18 protein-coding genes are annotated in these 16474 nt (G+C 69.6%); 12 read left to right on the top strand and 6 right to left on the bottom strand.

The window, feature by feature from the left end; genetic code table 11:
* Positions 1-54 precede the first annotated feature (54 nt).
* Positions 55-1212 (bottom strand): LacI family DNA-binding transcriptional regulator, encoded by a 1158-nt coding sequence (locus ACIOGZ_RS09565; RefSeq protein ID WP_387807453.1) that lies wholly within the window; start codon positions 1210-1212, stop codon positions 55-57.
* Positions 1213-1595: 383 nt separating this feature from the next.
* Here ACIOGZ_RS09565 and hisC point away from each other — a divergent pair, with 383 nt between their 5' ends.
* The 5 genes from hisC (at position 1596) to ACIOGZ_RS09540 (ending at position 7068) form a co-directional block, all read left to right on the top strand.
* Positions 1596-2672 carry a histidinol-phosphate transaminase gene (gene hisC / locus ACIOGZ_RS09560; protein WP_371517822.1) on the top strand — a complete coding sequence of 359 codons (1077 nt, stop codon included), beginning with the start codon at positions 1596-1598 and terminating at the stop codon, positions 2670-2672.
* Positions 2673-2974: 302 nt separating this feature from the next.
* On the top strand, positions 2975-4369 hold the full coding sequence (locus tag ACIOGZ_RS09555; protein WP_400985482.1) for an efflux RND transporter periplasmic adaptor subunit: 1395 nt from the start codon (positions 2975-2977) through the stop codon (positions 4367-4369).
* Between the two features lie 2 nt (positions 4370-4371).
* Positions 4372-5175, top strand: a complete 804-nt coding sequence (locus ACIOGZ_RS09550; RefSeq protein ID WP_350876857.1) for an ABC transporter ATP-binding protein — start codon at positions 4372-4374, stop codon at positions 5173-5175.
* A complete protein-coding gene (locus ACIOGZ_RS09545; protein ID WP_363581570.1) occupies positions 5172-6383 on the top strand; it encodes an ABC transporter permease in 1212 nt (403 codons plus the stop codon). The genes ACIOGZ_RS09550 and ACIOGZ_RS09545 overlap by 4 nt, the downstream gene beginning before the upstream one ends.
* A 7-nt stretch (positions 6384-6390) precedes the next feature.
* Entirely contained in the window at positions 6391-7068 is a 678-nt protein-coding gene (locus ACIOGZ_RS09540; protein WP_363581568.1) for a hypothetical protein, read from the top strand.
* Between the two features lie 64 nt (positions 7069-7132).
* On the opposite strand, the gene ACIOGZ_RS09535 is transcribed toward ACIOGZ_RS09540, so the two are convergent.
* Genes ACIOGZ_RS09535 through ACIOGZ_RS09525 form a run of 3 tightly spaced genes read right to left on the bottom strand, consistent with a single transcriptional unit; the run spans position 7133 to position 7871 of the window.
* Positions 7133-7258 carry a hypothetical protein gene (locus ACIOGZ_RS09535; protein WP_363581566.1) on the bottom strand — a complete coding sequence of 42 codons (126 nt, stop codon included), beginning with the start codon at positions 7256-7258 and terminating at the stop codon, positions 7133-7135.
* Entirely contained in the window at positions 7258-7512 is a 255-nt protein-coding gene (locus ACIOGZ_RS09530; RefSeq protein ID WP_363581564.1) for a hypothetical protein, read from the bottom strand. The genes ACIOGZ_RS09535 and ACIOGZ_RS09530 overlap by 1 nt, the downstream gene beginning before the upstream one ends.
* Entirely contained in the window at positions 7509-7871 is a 363-nt protein-coding gene (locus tag ACIOGZ_RS09525) for an ATP-binding protein (RefSeq protein WP_363581562.1), read from the bottom strand. The genes ACIOGZ_RS09530 and ACIOGZ_RS09525 overlap by 4 nt, the downstream gene beginning before the upstream one ends.
* Positions 7872-8111: 240 nt before the next feature.
* Here ACIOGZ_RS09525 and ACIOGZ_RS09520 point away from each other — a divergent pair, with 240 nt between their 5' ends.
* Together ACIOGZ_RS09520 and ACIOGZ_RS09515 are read left to right on the top strand one after the other, a co-directional pair.
* A complete protein-coding gene (locus tag ACIOGZ_RS09520; RefSeq protein ID WP_363581560.1) occupies positions 8112-8972 on the top strand; it encodes a helix-turn-helix transcriptional regulator in 861 nt (286 codons plus the stop codon).
* Between the two features lies 1 nt (position 8973).
* Complete coding sequence (locus tag ACIOGZ_RS09515; RefSeq protein ID WP_363581558.1) at positions 8974-9174, top strand: DUF397 domain-containing protein; 201 nt, start codon at positions 8974-8976, stop codon at positions 9172-9174.
* A 58-nt stretch (positions 9175-9232) separates the two neighbouring features.
* Here ACIOGZ_RS09515 and ACIOGZ_RS09510 read toward each other — a convergent pair whose 3' ends face one another.
* Positions 9233-11434, bottom strand: coding sequence for a transglycosylase domain-containing protein (locus tag ACIOGZ_RS09510; RefSeq protein ID WP_363628034.1), 2202 nt, complete (start codon positions 11432-11434; stop codon positions 9233-9235).
* A gap of 611 nt (positions 11435-12045) precedes the next feature.
* On the opposite strand from ACIOGZ_RS09510, the gene ACIOGZ_RS09505 reads away from it, so the two are divergent.
* From ACIOGZ_RS09505 to ACIOGZ_RS09495, 3 genes are all read left to right on the top strand, one after another.
* Entirely contained in the window at positions 12046-12318 is a 273-nt protein-coding gene (locus tag ACIOGZ_RS09505) for a DUF6879 family protein (protein ID WP_363581554.1), read from the top strand.
* Complete coding sequence (locus ACIOGZ_RS09500) at positions 12315-13148, top strand: helix-turn-helix domain-containing protein (protein ID WP_400985479.1); 834 nt, start codon at positions 12315-12317, stop codon at positions 13146-13148. The genes ACIOGZ_RS09505 and ACIOGZ_RS09500 overlap by 4 nt, the downstream gene beginning before the upstream one ends.
* A 182-nt stretch (positions 13149-13330) precedes the next feature.
* A complete protein-coding gene (locus tag ACIOGZ_RS09495) occupies positions 13331-13783 on the top strand; it encodes an NUDIX domain-containing protein (RefSeq protein WP_363581550.1) in 453 nt (150 codons plus the stop codon).
* Positions 13784-13903: 120 nt separating this feature from the next.
* On the opposite strand, the gene ACIOGZ_RS09490 is transcribed toward ACIOGZ_RS09495, so the two are convergent.
* Entirely contained in the window at positions 13904-14827 is a 924-nt protein-coding gene (locus ACIOGZ_RS09490) for an RNA polymerase sigma-70 factor (RefSeq protein WP_400985477.1), read from the bottom strand.
* Positions 14828-14969: 142 nt separating this feature from the next.
* Between ACIOGZ_RS09490 and ACIOGZ_RS09485 the strand changes: the two genes are divergently transcribed.
* Positions 14970-15443 (top strand): carboxymuconolactone decarboxylase family protein, encoded by a 474-nt coding sequence (locus ACIOGZ_RS09485; RefSeq protein WP_363581546.1) that lies wholly within the window; start codon positions 14970-14972, stop codon positions 15441-15443.
* A 235-nt stretch (positions 15444-15678) separates the two neighbouring features.
* Positions 15679-16467, top strand: coding sequence for a response regulator transcription factor (locus ACIOGZ_RS09480; RefSeq protein ID WP_244293403.1), 789 nt, complete (start codon positions 15679-15681; stop codon positions 16465-16467).
* Positions 16468-16474 lie beyond the last annotated feature (7 nt).

Below are 16474 nucleotides of genomic sequence, written 5' to 3'. Positions count from 1 at the left end.
GGAGCGTCAGCCGGGCCGTCCCGCAAGGTCCGTTTTGTCCCGGCTCGGTATGGTCTAGACCTCGCCCGGGAGTCGGGGAGGGCTGACGGTGGTGCGCGGGCTCCGGCGCTGGGAGGACGCGCGAACGATCAGCTCGGTCGGCATCAGGGTGCCCGGTGGCGGGCCGGTGCCGGCGGTGCGGAAGCGCGGCGGGAAGAGCCGGGCGATGTCGACGCCCGTCCCGGAGTCGACGCCCTCGATGGCGTCGATGAGCAGGTTGACCACGGTGGTGCCGATCCGGCGGGGCTTGAGGGAGAGCGTGGTGATCGGCGGTTCGGTGGTGGCGTAGACGTCGCTCTCGCTGCAGCAGACCAGCAGCAGGTCGTCGGGGACCCGCAGGCCGTAGCGGCGGGCGGCGGCGAGCAGGTCGGTGCCGTTGGGGTCGAACAGGCCGTAGACGGCGTCGGGCCGGTCGGGGCGGGCGAGCAGCCGGTCGGCGGCGACGGCGCCGGCGGCCGGGTCGTGCGCGGGGTAGGCCTCGTAGACGGGCTCCTGGCCGACCTTGGCGCACCAGCCGAGGTAGGCCTCGGTGGAGAGCCGGGTGTAGGTGTCGGTGCTGGTGCCGGTGAGCAGGCCGATGCGGCGGGCACCGGCCTCGGAGAGGTGGTCGAGGATGCCGAGCACGGCGGCCTCGTGGTCGTTGTCGACCCAGGCGGTGACCGGGCAGTTGCCGGGCTTGCCGTCGCTGACGACCGGGACGCCGGACCGGTACAGCTCGCTGACCAGGGGGTCCTGGTCGGGCGGGTCGATCACCACGGTGCCGTCCAGGGCGATGTTGCCCCAGACGTCGTGGCGGGAGGAGGCGGGCAGCACCACCAGCGCGTAGCCGCGGCCGAGGGCGGCGCTGGTGGCGGCCCGGGCCATCTCGGCGAAGTACGCGAACTCCGTGAAGGTGAACGGTTCTTCACCGTAGGTCGTGACGGTCAGCCCGATCAGGCCGGACCGTCCGGTGCGCAGGGTGCGGGCGGCCGCGGAGGGCCGGTAGCCGAGGCGCTCGGCGACCTCGCGCACCCGGCTGCGGGTCTCGTCGGGCAGGCGGCCCTTTCCGTTCAGCGCGTCGGAGACGGTGGTGATCGACACTCCGGCGGCTGCTGCCACATCCCGGATGCCGGCCCGTTCCAGACGCCGTGAGGTGGTGGGACGCCGACCGCTCTGGTTGGCTGCTGCTGTCATGGCGGACCGATCGTATGGCTCCTGACAAGGGTCTGTGACCGGCGCATCGGGAGCCCTCGGAGATACGTTTCTCCAAGAGTGAGCCGGGGTGCGCTCCTTCGATACCCGCACGAAACCAGCCGTCTTACCTCTGACATGTGCCAAAGGAACCCGGCAGAATGGCTGATCTGCGCCTGTCACCCGACCGGGCATCTCACCCCTACGGGTGAGCGCGGTCGGTATCGTTCAAGGCACCCGACCGGGGTGCCCCGGACGCGTTCCGAGATTCCGGGCACGGTGGCGATCCCACAGGTGGCGGGGGCGACCGCACCGGAGAACACGCGCCGAACACGCGCCGAACGCGTGCCGAACGCGCGCGGACAGCATCGAGAAGGAGTAGGACCGTGACGAGTACGTCAGCGCAGGGCCCGCGGCTGCGGCCGACCCTGGACGGCATCCCCACCTACAAGCCCGGCAAGCCGGCCGGCGCCGACGCGTACAAGCTGTCCTCCAACGAGAACCCGTACGACCCGCTGCCCGGCGTGCTGGAGGCGGCGGTCGCGGCGGCCGGCTCGCTCAACCGCTACCCCGACATGGCCGTCGGCGAGCTCAGCGAGGTGCTGGCCGAGCGCTTCGGCGTGCCCGTCGAGCACATCGCCACCGGCACCGGCTCGGTCGGCGTCGCCCAGTCGCTGATCCTCGCCACGGCGGGCCCCGGCGACGAGGTGGTCTTCGCCTGGCGCTCCTTCGAGGCGTACCCGATCATCACCCAGGTCGCCGGCGCGACCCCCGTCCCGGTGCCGATCACCGAGGCCGGCGACCACGACCTGGACGCGATGCTCGCCGCGATCACCCCGAAGACCCGGCTGGTGTTCGTCTGCAACCCCAACAACCCCACCGGCAACGTGATCCACCGCGCCGAGCTGGAGCGCTTCCTGGACGCCGTCCCGTCCGACGTCCTGGTGGTCGTCGACGAGGCGTACATCGAGTTCATCCGCGACCCCGAGGTGCCCAACGGCATCGACCTCTACCGGGACCGCCCCAACGTCTGCGTGCTGCGCACCTTCTCCAAGGCGTACGGCCTCGCGGGCATGCGGGTCGGCTTCGCGATCGCGCACGAGCCGGTGGCCAACGCGCTGCGCAAGACCGCCGTCCCGTTCGGCGTCAGCCAGCTCGCCCAGAACGCCGCCGTCGCCTCGGTGCGCGCCGAGCAGGCGCTGCTGGAACGGGTGGACGCGCTGGTCGAGGAGCGCACCCGGGTGGTGGCCGGGCTGCGCGCCCAGGGCTGGGAGATCCCGGACTCGCAGGCCAACTTCGTCTGGCTGGGCCTCGGCGAGCGCTCGCAGGAGTTCGCCGTCGCGTGCGCCGAGGCCGGGGTGATCGTCCGGCCGTTCCCGGAGGGCGTCCGGATCTCGATCGGCGAGACCGAGGGCAACTCGATCTTCCTCTCGGTGGCCGAGGCGTTCCGCAAGACGCTCTGATCCCTCCCTTCTCCGTAGGGGCGCGCCGTTCGCGGTGCGCCCCTACGGCGTTCCCGGGGGTCTGGGGCCGGTCGGCGGTGGGACCCGGGGCGCTGCCGGACGGCTGGAGATCACCGGAACTCACCGGAACTCACCGGAACTCACTGGGAGCCCGCTGGGAGTTCGGCCAACGACGGCCCACGGCACGGCCAAGGCGCCCGCGCGAACCGGGCGGTGTGACCGGAATGCCCGGATCCGCCCGGTCAGTCTTCTCCCAGCCCGCGCCCAGGGCTCCGCAAGAGCGCCCAGGAAAGCTGTCCGGCATGAAGGTGCTCCCGCGACGGCGAGGCGTCGTCCTCGTCAACTCCGCGCTCGGCGTGGCGCTCCTGGGCGGTGCCGCCCTGGTGTACGCCACAGTGAACAGCGGCACCAGTGCCGCCGCCGGCAAGACCCAGATCCGTACGGCGACCGTGGCCAAGGGAACGGTCCTGGCCACCGTGTCCGGAACCGGCACCCTGGTCTCACCGACCGACGCGGCCCAGGACTTCGCGACCGGCGGCCGGCTCACCTCGGTCAAGGTCGCGGTGGGGGACGCCGTCAAGAAGGGCCAGGTGCTCGCCACCGTCGACACCACGGCCGCCCAGCAGCAGGTGGACGCCGCCCAGGCGTCCCTCACCACGGCCAACGCCAACCTCACCAAGGCGCAGGCCGGTGTCACCACCACGACCACCCAGCCGCTGCCGGGTGCGACCTCCGGCGCCGGCGGCAACGGCGGCGGTGGTGGGGACCGCGGAGCGGGCGCGAACAGCACGCCCGCTCCGCAGACCACCACCATCACCACCACCAAGGTCGACGACGCGGCCGTCGCCCAGGCCCAGCAGCAGGTCGCCACCGCGCAGACCACCCTCGCCAACGCCCAGGCGGCGCTGACCGGCACCACCCTGACCGCCTCGGTGGACGGGACGGTCGCGTCCGTCTCGGCGAAGGTCGGCGACACCGTGGGCGCGAGCTCCGGCGGCTCGTCCGGCTCGTCGGGCTCCACCGGATCGACCGGGTCGACCGGCAAGTCGTCCACCGGCAGCACCGCCTCGGGCGGCGCGCCGAGCGGCTTCATCGTGCTGACCAACCCGACCGGGATGCAGGTCACCGCCAACTTCTCCGAACTGGACTCGCTCAAGCTCAAGAAGGGCGAGGCGGCCACCGTCACCCTGAACGCGCAGTCCGACACCAAGCTCAACGCCAGTGTCCTGTCCGTCAGTTCGCTGCCCAGCAGCAGCGGCGGCAGCGCCGGCTCGACGGCCGTCCAGTACGCCGCCACGCTCCAGCTCAGCGGTGACACCAGCGCGCTGCGCACCGGCCTCAGCGCCACCGTCCAGGTGATCACCGGCGAGGCGGACAGCGCGCTGTCGCTGCCCACCTCCGCGCTCTCCGGCACCGGCACCAGCCGCACCGCGACCGTGGTGCACCCGGACGGCTCCAGCGAGCGGGTCAGCGTCGGGGTCGGCGTCGAGGGCGACAGCACGGTGCAGGTGGTCTCCGGGCTGAAGGAGGGCGACAAGGTCGAACTCCCCACCACCAGCGGCGGCAACGGCTTCCCGAACGCCTCCTTCCCGGGGATCGGCGGCGGCCAGGGCCGTGGCGGCCAGGGCGGCGGCGCCGGCCTGGCGGGCGTCGGCGGTGCCGCCGGCGGCGGGGCCGGCCGGGGCGGTAAGGGCTGAGCATGCGTCACGTCATCGACAAGCGCGTCCCGGCGGCGCCCCCGCCCGTCATCCAGCTGCGCCGGATCACCAAGGCGTACGGGCACGGCGACGCCGTCGTGCACGCGCTGCACGGCCCGGAGGACCCGGACACCGGCGGCCCGCTCGGCGTCAGCCTGAACATCCACCAGGGCGACTACGTCGCGGTGATGGGCAGCTCCGGCTCCGGCAAGTCCACCATGATGAACATCCTCGGCTGCCTGGACGTCCCGACCGCCGGCCGCTACCTGCTGGACGGCATCGACGTCGGCCACCTCGACGAGGGGCAGCTCGCGCTGGTCCGCAACCGCAAGATCGGCTTCGTCTTCCAGTCCTTCAACCTGATCCCGCGCACCACCGCGCTCGCCCAGGTCGAGCTGCCGCTCGCCTACGCGGGCGTCCGGGCCTCGGAGCGGCGCCGCCGAGCCCTGGCCGCGCTCTCCCTGGTCGGCCTCGCCGAACGCGCCGGGCACCGGCCCAACCAGCTCTCCGGCGGCCAGCAGCAGCGCGTCGCGGTCGCCCGGGCACTGGTCACCGCACCGGCGATGCTGCTCGCCGACGAGCCCACCGGCAACCTGGACAGCCGCTCCACCGAGGAGGTCCTCGACCTCGTCGACGCGCTCAACGCCACCGGCCGCACCGTCGTCCTGATCACCCACGAGGACGAAGTCGCGCGGCACGCCAAGCGGGTGCTCCGGCTGGTCGACGGCCGGATCGTCAGCGACGTCCGGCAGGCCCCGGTGGACGGGCCGCCGCCGCTGCTGCGCGAGCTGGGGGTGTCGGCGTGATCCTCTGGCAGATGCTCCGCTTCGCGGTCGGCGGCCTGGCCGCCAACAAGGTGCGCTCGGCGCTCACCATGCTCGGGGTGCTGATCGGCGTCGCCTCGGTGATCCTGCTGCTGGCCGTCGGCAACGGTTCGTCGGTGGCGGTGAAGGAGTCGATCACCTCGCTCGGCACCAACTCGCTCACGGTCAGCTCCGGTTCGGCCAGCGGCGGCGCCCGTGCCACCTCCTCGGTGAAGAAGCTGACGGTCGCCGACGCCAAGGCACTGGCCGCCGACACCGACTCGACCGCGATCAGGTCGGTCGCCCCGGTGGTCACCACCAGCGGGACGGCGCTGTACGGGGACATCTCGTACAGCCCCGGCTCGATCGTCGGCACCTACCCGGCGTACTTCGAGACCGCCAACCAGAAGGTCGCGCACGGCGAGTACTTCACCGACGACGACGTGCTCGGCTCGCGCAAGGTCGCGGTGCTCGGCGCCACGACGGCCAAGCAGCTGTTCGACACCGTGGACCCGGTCGGCAAGAAGATCGTCCTCGGCGGCACCCCGTTCACCGTGGTCGGCGTGCTCCAGGCCAAGGGCGGCAGCGGCTTCACCGACCCGGACGACGTGGTGATCGCCCCGCTGCCGACCGTGCAGAACGCCTTCACCGGCTTCGGGGCCGTCAACCAGATCCTGGTGCAGGCCAGTTCGGCCGACAGCACGACCGCGGCCCAGGCCGAGATCACCCGGGTGCTGCTCGGCACCCACGCGATCGCCGACCCGACCAAGGCCGACTTCCGGATCACCAGCCAGTCCTCGCTGCTCACGGCGAGGGAGAGCACCACGAAGACCTTCACCGTGCTGCTCGGCGCGGTGGCGGCGATCTCGCTGCTCGTCGGCGGGATCGGGATCACCAACATCATGCTGGTGACGGTCACCGAGCGGACCAGGGAGATCGGCATCCGCAAGGCGCTCGGCGCCCCGCGCGCGGTGATCCTCGGGCAGTTCCTGACCGAGTCGACCCTGCTCTCGGTGCTCGGCGCCGGTCTCGGGGTGGCCGCCGGGATCGCCGGCTCGCACTTCAGCATCGTCGGCATCAAACCGGTGGTGATCCCCGAATCCGTGATCGGCGCGTTCGGCATCGCCGTCGCCATCGGGCTGTTCTTCGGCAGCTACCCCGCCAACCGGGCCGCCTCGCTGCGGCCGATCGACGCCCTCCGGCACGAGTAGGACTCCCATGAGCAACGAGATCGCCACGGTCAGCAGCAGCACGCCGGCCGAGCAGGTCGCCCTGCTCGCCACCCCGCCGGACGCCCGCGACGTCACCGCCGAGCTCGCCGCCCCGCCGCGGCGCAAGCTGCCCTGGCTCAGCCTGGTGCTGGCGGGGGGCGTCATCGCCAGCGGGGCCTTCGCGGGCGGGGTCTGGTACCAGCAGAACCACGGGACGAAGAGCGGCTCCTCGCACGCGACGGCCTCTGGCGCTGTGCCGCAGCAGCGGGCGGCCGGGGCGGCCGGGGCGAGCGGTGGCGGGTACGGGCAGGGCGGCTCCCGCCGGGGTGGTCAGGGTGGTGGTCAGGGCCAGGGCACTGGTCAGAGCCAGGGCGGGCAGGCCGGGCTCACCCGGGGCACGGTCAAGGCCGTCGACGGCACCACCGTCTACCTGACAGACGCCAACGGCAACACCGTCAAGGTCACCACCGGCGACGCGACGAAGGTCCAGCTCAACAAGGAGGGCAAGGTCGCCGACCTCCAGCCCGGCCAGAGCGTGACCGTCGTCGGCACCCCCGACGCCAACGGCGGCTACGCGGCCAGCCAGCTCGTCGAAGGCGCGGCCGCCGGTGCGGGTGGCGCGGGTGGCTTCGGCGGCGGTGGCTTCGGCGGTGGCGGTGCTCCCAGGAACCCGTCCGGGGGCTGACCCCGTAGCTCCCGGACGCCGCGAGGCCCTCGCCCATCCCTGGGGCGAGGGCCTTCGCATGTGGTCAGCGCTGGTTGTCGCGTTCGTCGCCGGGGTGTGGCGTTTTGAGGGTCGCGATGGCACCGAGGGCCACGATGACGATCGCGGGCGCGAGGAGGAAGACCAGGGCCGCGCCGACGAAGAAGCTCATCACCCCCACGCCTCGTCCCGTTCCACGTCGCGGAGGAGGTGGAGGAGGTTGAGCAGAGTGCTCACGGGGGCGTTGCCGAAGTCGACGAGGATCCGGCCGTCGAGGGTGGTCTCGTGGGGGAAGGCGGAGCCCCAGAGGAGACCGTAGGAGCGTCCGCGCTGGTGCACCTCGCCGAGCAGGGCGACGATCTGGGGCGGGGTGTAGTCGCGCATCCGGGGGTCGTCCGGCGCGACGGGTTCGCGGGCGGCGCTCACGCGGCGAAGTCCAGCTCGTACCAGACCGTTTTGCCGCGCTCCTGGGTGTCCACGCCCCAGCGGTGCGTGAGCCCCTCGATGAGCTGGAGCCCCCGGCCGGCGGTGGCCAGGTCGGGGAGCTGGTGTCGCTCGGGGAGGACGTCGCTCTCGTCCGAGACGGAGACCCGGAGGGTGCCGCCGAGGAGGGAGAGGAGGACGACGGGGGAGGCGGTCTTACCGTGTCGCCACGCGTTGACGACCAGTTCGGCCAGGGCGAGTTCGGCGAAGAAGATGGTCTCGGCGTCCCACCCGGAGCGGGTCAGGGCGTCCCGCAGGGACTGCCGGGCGAGCGCGAGCGAGGGGGTGTTGAGGGTGCACACGGGAACCTCCGCGAGGCTGCTGGTGTGGGGAGGGGGGATGCCTTCAGCGTGCGGGCAGCAGGCGCCTACTACCCGGCGAACAGGCATTGCTGACGATCCGTCGGATCGATCTGGGGTTGACGATAGCGCATCGGAACTTAAATTTAGGTAGTTGCGAGGAAGATCCCTCTCCCGGGGGACGGATGGTCCTTGCCGTAGCCGACGCGGCACACTGATCCCACAGGATGTTGAGAGGACGCCATGCCAGGTCGCCACAACCCAACCCTTCGTCAGCGTCGCCTGGGCGCTGAACTGAGAAAGATGAGAGAGCAAGCGGGCCTCGGGGGCAGCCAACTTGCTCGCGTGCTCGGAGTGAGCCCTGCCCAGGTGACGCAGATGGAGAGCGGGAAGACCAGCGTCAGTGTGGACCGGCTCCGTACAGTCGCCGATGCCTGCGAGTGCTACAACCAGCCGCTCATCGACGCCCTCAACGGCATCATCACAGTGCGAGACAAGGGTTGGTGGGAGCAGTACCGCAACCACATCCCCGACGTCTTCCTCGAATCCGCCGAGCACGAGGACTTCGCGGCAACGACGATCAGGGTTTGCGCGTCGACGTTCCTTCCGGGACTTCTGCAGACAGACGACTACACACGAGGAATCTTCAGTCGACGGATCCCTCGACTTCCTGCCGACGAACTCGATCTGCATGTCGCGTTCCGTTCGGAGCGCAGAACAAGGGTCCTTCAGGGCCCTCGGAAGAAGCTCGAAGCCTATCTACATGAGTCCAGTCTGCTCACACGCTTCGGTGGCACCGACGTGCTGCGAGGGCAGCTTCACAGCCTGATCGATGACTCCCTCAGGGATGACATAAGCATCCGCGTCATCCCCTTCACCGCCCACACCTATCCCGGACCGGTCGAGAGCCTCATCTACACCTCCGGGGAGGTACCCGAGCTTGATACGGCCGAGGTGGAGTCATCGCAGGGCCCGATTTTCTTCGACGCCCCGAGCGAGCTTGAGTCCTATCGTGAAGTCTTCAACCGCATCGAGAAGGCTGCTCTCAATGGCGAGGATTCGCGAGATCTGATCCATCGCACGGCCAAGAACCTGAAAGGCTGAGATGTCTCAAGACCAATGGCAGAAGTCGTCCTTCAGTAGCTCCAGCGACAACTGTGTGGAGGTCCGCGCGGTCGCCGGACTGATCGAACTCCGGGAGTCCGACGAGGGCGAGGTCATCGTCCGCACCACCGCCCTCAAGTTCGCCGCGTTCCTCCGGGGCGCGAAGGCCGGGGAGTTCGACCACTTCACCGGTGACGCCTGAGCGAAACGATCCGGCGGCCCCTTGTTGCTCTCGCAAGGGGCCGCCGGTGTGACTGCTGTCAGTGCTGCGGGCCGGGCGGGGTGGTGGCGGGGGCGCCCGTGCCGGTGCCGGTGTTGTTCGGGTCGGACTTGGGTGCCGGGTCGGGGATGTCGGCCATCGGCAGGGACTTCTTGGGCGTGCCGCGCAGGGCCTGGTTCATGGCGTCCTGCCAGATCGGGCCGGGGCCGTCGGCGCCGAACACCTCGCTGTGGTACTTCCCGTTGATGGTGATGTTGCGCATCTCGACGCCGCCGTTGGGGCCGCCGAGCCAGACGGCGGTGGCGAGCTGCGGGGTGTAGCCGTTGAACCAGGCGGCCCGCTTGCGGTCCGAGGTGCCGGTCTTGCCAGCGATCTGCCGGTTGTCGTCCAGGTTGAGCGCCGCGCCGGTGCCCTTGTTCTCGGTCACGCCGTTCAGGACGGTGTTCATCGCCCGCGCCGTGTCATCGGAGAACGCCTTCTCGCACTGGCCGGCCGGGACGGGGACGTCCTTGCCGTCCACGGTGGTGATCTTGTTGATGGCGATCGGGGCGCAGTGCGTGCCCTGGGCGGCGAAGGTCGCGTAGATGTTGGCCATGGTCAGCGGGCTCATCTCCTCCACTCCCAGCGCCATGGCGGGGACCTCCTCCAGCGGCTTGCCGCTGGCCTTGCCGGTGACGCCCAGCTTGTTGGCCATCTGCTTGACCGCGCAGAGGCCGATCTCCTGCTCCATCTGTACGAAGTAGGTGTTGACCGAGAGCGCCATCGCCTGCTTCAGCTGGTAGGGGCCCTTCTCGTTCTCGCTTTCGTTGGGCACCACCGTCTTGGGCCGGCCCTGGTTCTTCCAGGTGCCCTCGCAGGTCTTCATCGTCGGGTATTCGAGCTTGTTCGGGGCCGAGTACTCCTGGGTCGCCGGCAGGCCCGCCTCCAGGGCGGCGGCCGCGACGACCGGCTTGAACGTGGAGCCGGGCTGGAAGCCGTTGCCGCCGCCCATCGCCGCGTCGACGTTGAGGTTGACGACGGTCTGGTTCTTGTTGGCGTCCAGGCCGTACGGGCGGGTCTGGGCCATGGCCAGGATCTTGCCGGTGCCCGGCTCGACCATGGTGGCGGCGGCCGAGACGCTGTCGGTGATCTTCACGTTGGAGGTCACGGCGTTCTGGGCGGCGGCCTGCTTGTCCGGGTCCAGCGTGGTGTAGATGTTGAGGCCGCCGGTGTCCCAGAACTTCTTGCGGTCGGCGGCGCTCTGGCCGAACGCCGGGTCCTGCTTGACCACGTGCCGGACGTAGTCGCAGAAGAAGCCCATGCCGCCCTGGGCGGTGGCGGTGATGCAACCGTTCTGCGGGTCCTTGAAGTTGAGACCCAGCGGGGCGGCCTTGGCCTCCTTGGCCTGGTCCGCGGTGATGTGCTTGTTCTCCAGCATCTTGTCGATGACCGTGTCCCGGCGCTTCTGCGCGGCCACCGGGTGCAGCTTCGGGTCGTACTGGGAGGGGTTCTGCACCAGCCCGGCCAGCATGGCGGCCTCGGCGATGGTCAGGTCCTTGTTGCTCTTGCTGAAGTAGCGCTGGGAGGCGGCCTCCACGCCGTAGGCGCCGTTCCCGTAGTACGTGATGTTGAGGTAGTTGGTGAGGATCTGGTCCTTCGACAGGTCCTCCTCCAGCTTGATCGCGACCTTGAGCTCCTGGATCTTGCGACCCAGGGTCTTGCGCTGCGCTTCCTGTACCGCGGCCTGGTCCTCGCCCGCCTTCTCGACGTTGACGTTCTTCACGTACTGCTGGGTCAGCGTCGAGGCACCCTGCGAGGCGGTGCCGCTCTCGGCGTTCTTGCTGATCGCGCGGAGCACGCCCTTGAGGTCGACGGCGCCGTGCTCGTAGAACCGGGCGTCCTCGATGTCGACTTGAGCCTGTCGCATGAACGGCGACATCTGCTCAGGGGTGATGACCGTGCGGTCGCGCTCGTACACCTTGGCGATCAGGCCGCCCTTGGCGTCGAAGATCTGCGTCGCCTGGGTGAGCGGCGGAGTCTTGAAGTCACTGGGGATGTCCTCGAAGCCCTCCGCCGTGCCCTTGGCGGTCAGTCCGAAACCGCCGGCGGCGGGCAGGGCGAGGCCAGCCAGCAGCACACCGGACACCACGCTCGCCGCCAGGAAGATCGCACCGAAGCGGGCCAGCCGGAGCGGCGTCCTGCGGGGCGGGGGGAGAGCCGCACTGTCGGAGGAATTCAATATCGGAGGGAGATTCGATTCCATCCCGGAATGCTAGTCCTCACGCACTCTGCGGATCGAACGTTTTTTCGCTCAAGGCTGTCACGGCTGTGCAACAGCTAGCGGAAGTCGACCGCGGCGCGTCAAATCGCATACGCACCAAATTGGCGCAATAGAAATACAGGCCGCCTTTAACTAATCCAGCCCCCCAGCGACACACCACGGACCACGCCTGCGGCACCCGTGGCTCCCGCCTACCGCGCCCTCCCCTCTCGCGGCCCTGACACCACTTAGATGCCGCGAACGGGCCGAAAGGTTGCCTACGCCCGGTGAGCCCCGACGCCGACTCGTGCGATCCGCCCCCACCCAGCCCCACCGACGGCACCCCTGCGCGCCCCGCACCCAGTCGCCGGCGGTACGTCACGGCGCTGCCCGCGCCCCGGCGCAGGAAGTCGGCCAAGCCGACTTCCTGCGCCGAAGCCGCCTCCCCCTCGCGCCCACCCGCGCGAGGGGCTGCCGCCGGACAGGCGTGCGGTCGATGAACTTCTGATCACCTGTTCGAAGTTGGGCGGTTTCCAGTATCGGAAACGCGAACCTCTTGCCGTGTCGTGGTTGCCTCGGGAGCATCGTGGGGGTGGCGAGCGATCGAGGGGGCAATGGTGGAGCTGACAAGGCTTGCGGGTTCCTGTGACGAGGGTGATTGTCCAACTCTGGACCTGACTGATCAGGGGAACCCGGTCCCGGAGGCTCCGGACTTCTGGCTGTTCGATGACGAGACCGTGGCTGCGATGAGCTATGACGGGAACGGCAAGTATCTCGGAAGTGAATTCCTCGACGGCGGTCGGATCGATGAGTTCAGGGCGTACCGTGACACGGTGATGGCGCGGTCCGTGCCGTTCGCGGAATGGTGGGACCAGTACGGCGAGTGAACAGAACACGGCTCGGGTCGGCGCTGCGGGAACTTCGGCAGGCTTCAGGCAAAGAAGCCAAGGCCGTGGCCCGCAGCGCTGTCATGTCTGCGAGCAAGTTGAGCAAGATCGAGACCGGCAAGGTGTCACCCACCGTCGTGGACGTGGACCGCATCCTCACGGCTATAGGCGTGTCCGATGACGTCAAGGCCGAGTACATGGGTGCTGCGCGGGCGGAGGCCACGGAGGCGACAGCGTGGCGTCTGATCCGGCGTCTGGGCTACCACCGCAAGCAGCAGCAGATCAAAGCGTTGGACGACTCGACCAAGCTTCTTCGCCTGTTCCAGCCTTCCCTGGTTCCCGGGCTGCTGCAAACCCCGGAGTACGTGCGTGCCGTGTTCGCGAGAAGGGGCCTCACCGAAGAGCAGTTGTCGAGGGTGGTCGCAGCACGCCTTGCAAGGCAGCAATCCCTCTACGACACCACCAAGACGCTGCGATTCGTCATCACCGAGCCTGTTCTCCGGTGGCGACTGGTCCCGCCCGCAATGATGGCCGGACAGTTGGACCGTATCGTCTCCGTATCCCGCCTGCCGCATGTGGATATTCGAATTGTGCCTCTCGCTGCACCGCAGTCCGACGTGCCGGCACACTCCTTCGTCATCCGGGATGACCGCATGGTCACGGTCGAAACCGTCCATGCCGAGGTGGTAGTCACTGACCCTCGCGACGTTGAGGTCTATGTTCGAAAGTTCGACGGGTTCGTGGGCGTGGCCTTGCCCGGTGACGAGATGCGCAGCCTGATCGAGAGCATCAGGGACGAGTTCTTGAGGGAACAGGAAATCGCCTTCTAGCGCGCCTTGCCGCCCTATATGTTGGTGCTCGCCCGCCACGGGTGAGGCGGCAGCCCCGATGCGCGATGTCCTCGAATTAATCTGACAAATCGCAGAGTTGGCGTCGATGGCGTGGCGTGCGGGATCGTGGGTCGACTGCGCGAGAAGCGTGAGAGTGGCCCGACCGATGAAGGGGCGAACCCATGAAGAAGATCGGTGCGCGGCTCTGGCGGATCATTCGGGGGCCGATGCAGTGGCGGGTGCTGTGGTTGTGGCACTCGAAGTTCATGGTCGGCGTGACGGGCATCGTCCGTGACCAGGACGGCCGGGTGCTGCTGCTGAAGCACCGCATGTGGCCGGAGGGCCGGCAGTGGGGGCTGCCGACTGGCTACGCGAACGCGAAGGAGACCTTCGAGGACACCGTCGTGCGCGAGGTCCGGGAGGAGACCGGGCTCACGGTGAAGGTCTGCGAGCTGGCGCACCTGAAGAGCGGTTACCAACTGCGGGTCGAAGTCGCCTACGAGGCACTGTACGTCAGTGGCCGGATCGAGGTGGCCTCGTTCGAGATTCTGGAGGCTCGATGGTTCTCGCCGGACGATCTTCCCGAGGGACTGCAGGAGTCACACCGACAACTGATCGACCGTCAGCGCTTTTGACCCTTGGTCGCTCGCTCACGGTTGAGTGGATCGCCGTCGCTGAATCGGTGCCTTTCGAGGAGTACGTCAAGGGCATTGACGCTTGATCCGAAGCAGCCGGGCCTCATGGGTGACGGCAGGTCATCTCGGCTTCACCAGGCCGATGTCGGAGACCGGGCCTAGGTGGGTGAGCTTGTCGGGGTTGGAGACGGCGTGGACGGCCTGGATGGTGCCGTCGGCGATGTCGAGTTCGAGGACGCTGGCGACGCGGCCGGCGGCGTCGTGGAGGACGGCGCCCGGGCGGCCGTTGACGGTGGCGGGCGTCAGCGTGACGCCGAGTTTGCGGTTGCGGCGGAGGCCGCCTATGAGGAGCTGGGCGACGCGGCGCAGGCCGGTGAGGGCCTTGCCGAGGGCGCGGGCCTTGCCGCCGCCGTCGCCGTGGAAGACGACGTCGGGGGAGAGGAGTCGGAGCAGGGCGTCCAGGTCGCCGCCTTCGGTGGCTTCGAAGAACCTGCGGGCGAGTTCGTCGGCCTCCGCCTTGCGCGCCCGGGTGTCGACGGCCTGGGCGGAGGGGGCGAGGCGCTTGCGGGCGCGGGTGAGGATCTGGCGGCAGTTGGCCTCGGACTTGCCGACGGCGTCGGCGATCTCCGGGTAGCCGTACCCGAAGGCCTCGCGGAGCATGAACACCGCCCGCTCGGTCGGGGAGAGGGCCTCCAGCAGGACGAGGAACGCCATCGACAACGCGTCGGCCAGCTCGGCGTGTTCGGCCGGCCCCGGGCGGTCGGCGGTGACCACGACGGGCTCGGGCAGCCACTCGCCCACGTACGTCTCCCGGCGGACCCGGGCCGACGTCAGGTGGTTGATGCCCAGCCTGGTCACCGACGTGGTCAGGTACGCCTTGAGGTTGGTGATCGTGGTCCCGGCCTGGTCGGCCCGGGTCAGACCGAGGAAGGCGTCCTGGACGATGTCCTCGGCGTCGCCCACGGAGCCCGTCATCCCGTAGGCGATGGAGAACAGCAGCGGCCGGTATCCGGTCGCGTCCGTGGTGATGGCTGATTCCGGCACTGGAACCCCTCCCTCGGTTCGCCGAGCAGGGTATCCAACGGCGCCCAGGTGGCAGTGGCGCAGATCACATCCGTACCTGTCACGGCCCGCCGGGGCGCCCTGTCTCAGAGGGCACCAGCGGACAACGACAAGGGAGCACACGATGGAAGCCCGCCTGAACCCCTTCGCCAGCCAGACCATGTCCAAGTTCCTCAAGCACCTCATCGCGGCCAACAAGGTGATCGTGGAATCGACTCTGCCGTTCGCGACCCAGGAGTTGGTGAAGCTGCGCGCCAGCCAGATCAACGGCTGCGGCTTCTGCGTCGACATGCACTTCAAGGACGCCGTGCACGGCGGGGAGGAGGCGACCCGCCTCAACCTGGTCGCGGCCTGGCGGGAGGCGACGGTGTTCACCGACGCCGAGCGCGCCGCCCTGGAGCTGGCGGAGCAGGGCACCCGCCTGGCCGACGCGGCCGGCGGGGTCACGGACGAGGCCTGGGCGAACGCCGCGCAGCACTACGACGAGGAGCAGCTCGCGGCCCTGGTGTCCCTCATCGCGATCATCAACGCCTTCAACCGCGGCAACGTCATCACCCGGATGCCCGCCGGCGGCTACCGGCCCGGCCAGCACGCCTGACCGGAGCCCCTTCCGCGGCCGGGGAGTGGTCTCCCCGGCCGCGGGCGTCGGGTTCTCGGCCGTCGGTGCTTCCGGGGCGTTACCGTCCGTGCGCATACCACCCAGCCTGCGCTGGGGGCCTTGTGCTTCAAAAACCGACCGATAAGGTGTTAATCCAACATTCATCGATGCCGCATAGCCTCCGGGGGCTAGCCTCATGCCGAATGCCATCGTCCGACCAGGAGGCGAAAGCCCCGTGCAAGGCACAGTCACCACACCAGGCGGGTCCGCGGTGGCCGGCGGCCCTGGCGAGGCCTTCCTCCTCGTCGTCGACGACGAACCCAACATCCGCGAGCTGCTCGCCGCCTCGCTGCGCTTCTCCGGTTTCCGGGTCGCCTCCGCCGCCAGCGGCACCGAGGCCCTCGACCTGATAGCCGTCGAACGCCCCGACCTCGTCGTCCTCGACGTGATGCTCCCGGACCTCGACGGCTTCACCGTCGTCGAGAAGCTGCGTGAGCGGACCAACCGCGGCCAGATCGCCGGGCCCGTGCACGGCCACCCCGGCGACCACCTCCCGGTGCTCTTCCTCACCGCCAAGGACGGCGTCGGCGACAAGGTCCAGGGCCTCGCCGCGGGCGCCGACGACTACGTCACCAAGCCGTTCAGCCTGGAGGAGCTGATCGCCCGGATCCGCGCCATCCTGCGCCGCTCCGGCGGGCCCGCCGAGGACGGCCGGCTCATCGTCGCCGACCTCAGCCTCGACCCGGTCGCCCACGAGGTCACCCGGGCCGGCACCCCCGTCGCGCTCTCCCCGACCGAGTTCAAGCTGCTGCACTACCTGATGGCCAACGTCGGCCGGGTGGTCTCCAAGGCGCAGATCCTCGACCACGTCTGGGCCTACGACTTCGGCGGCGACCTCTCCATCGTCGAGTCGTACATCTCCTACCTGCGCCGCAAGCTCGACTCCGGCCCGGCCCACGGCCCCAAGCTGATCCACACCGTGCGCGGCATCGGCTACGCGCTGCGCCGCCCCCCGCAGGGCTGACCGGTCC

Source organism: Kitasatospora sp. NPDC088160 (genome assembly GCF_044741445.1).
GTDB lineage: Bacteria > Actinomycetota > Actinomycetes > Streptomycetales > Streptomycetaceae > Kitasatospora.
This window is presented reverse-complemented; position numbering and strand designations above follow the sequence as displayed.

Bases quoted from the DNA above. Each gene is read 5' to 3' on its own strand.
- ACIOGZ_RS09550 (WP_350876857.1), top strand. From the start codon at position 4,372: ATGCGTCACGTCATCGACAAGCGCGTCCCGGCGGCGCCCCCGCCCGTC.
- ACIOGZ_RS09555 (WP_400985482.1), top strand. From the start codon at position 2,975: ATGAAGGTGCTCCCGCGACGGCGAGGCGTCGTCCTCGTCAACTCCGCG.
- ACIOGZ_RS09565 (WP_387807453.1), bottom strand. From the start codon at position 1,212: ATGACAGCAGCAGCCAACCAGAGCGGTCGGCGTCCCACCACCTCACGG.
- ACIOGZ_RS09535 (WP_363581566.1), bottom strand. From the start codon at position 7,258: ATGAGCTTCTTCGTCGGCGCGGCCCTGGTCTTCCTCCTCGCGCCCGCG.
- ACIOGZ_RS09515 (WP_363581558.1), top strand. From the start codon at position 8,974: ATGTCTCAAGACCAATGGCAGAAGTCGTCCTTCAGTAGCTCCAGCGAC.
- ACIOGZ_RS09485 (WP_363581546.1), top strand. From the start codon at position 14,970: ATGGAAGCCCGCCTGAACCCCTTCGCCAGCCAGACCATGTCCAAGTTC.
- ACIOGZ_RS09495 (WP_363581550.1), top strand. From the start codon at position 13,331: ATGAAGAAGATCGGTGCGCGGCTCTGGCGGATCATTCGGGGGCCGATG.
- ACIOGZ_RS09510 (WP_363628034.1), bottom strand. From the start codon at position 11,434: ATGGAATCGAATCTCCCTCCGATATTGAATTCCTCCGACAGTGCGGCT.
- ACIOGZ_RS09540 (WP_363581568.1), top strand. From the start codon at position 6,391: ATGAGCAACGAGATCGCCACGGTCAGCAGCAGCACGCCGGCCGAGCAG.
- ACIOGZ_RS09505 (WP_363581554.1), top strand. From the start codon at position 12,046: ATGGTGGAGCTGACAAGGCTTGCGGGTTCCTGTGACGAGGGTGATTGT.
- ACIOGZ_RS09520 (WP_363581560.1), top strand. From the start codon at position 8,112: ATGCCAGGTCGCCACAACCCAACCCTTCGTCAGCGTCGCCTGGGCGCT.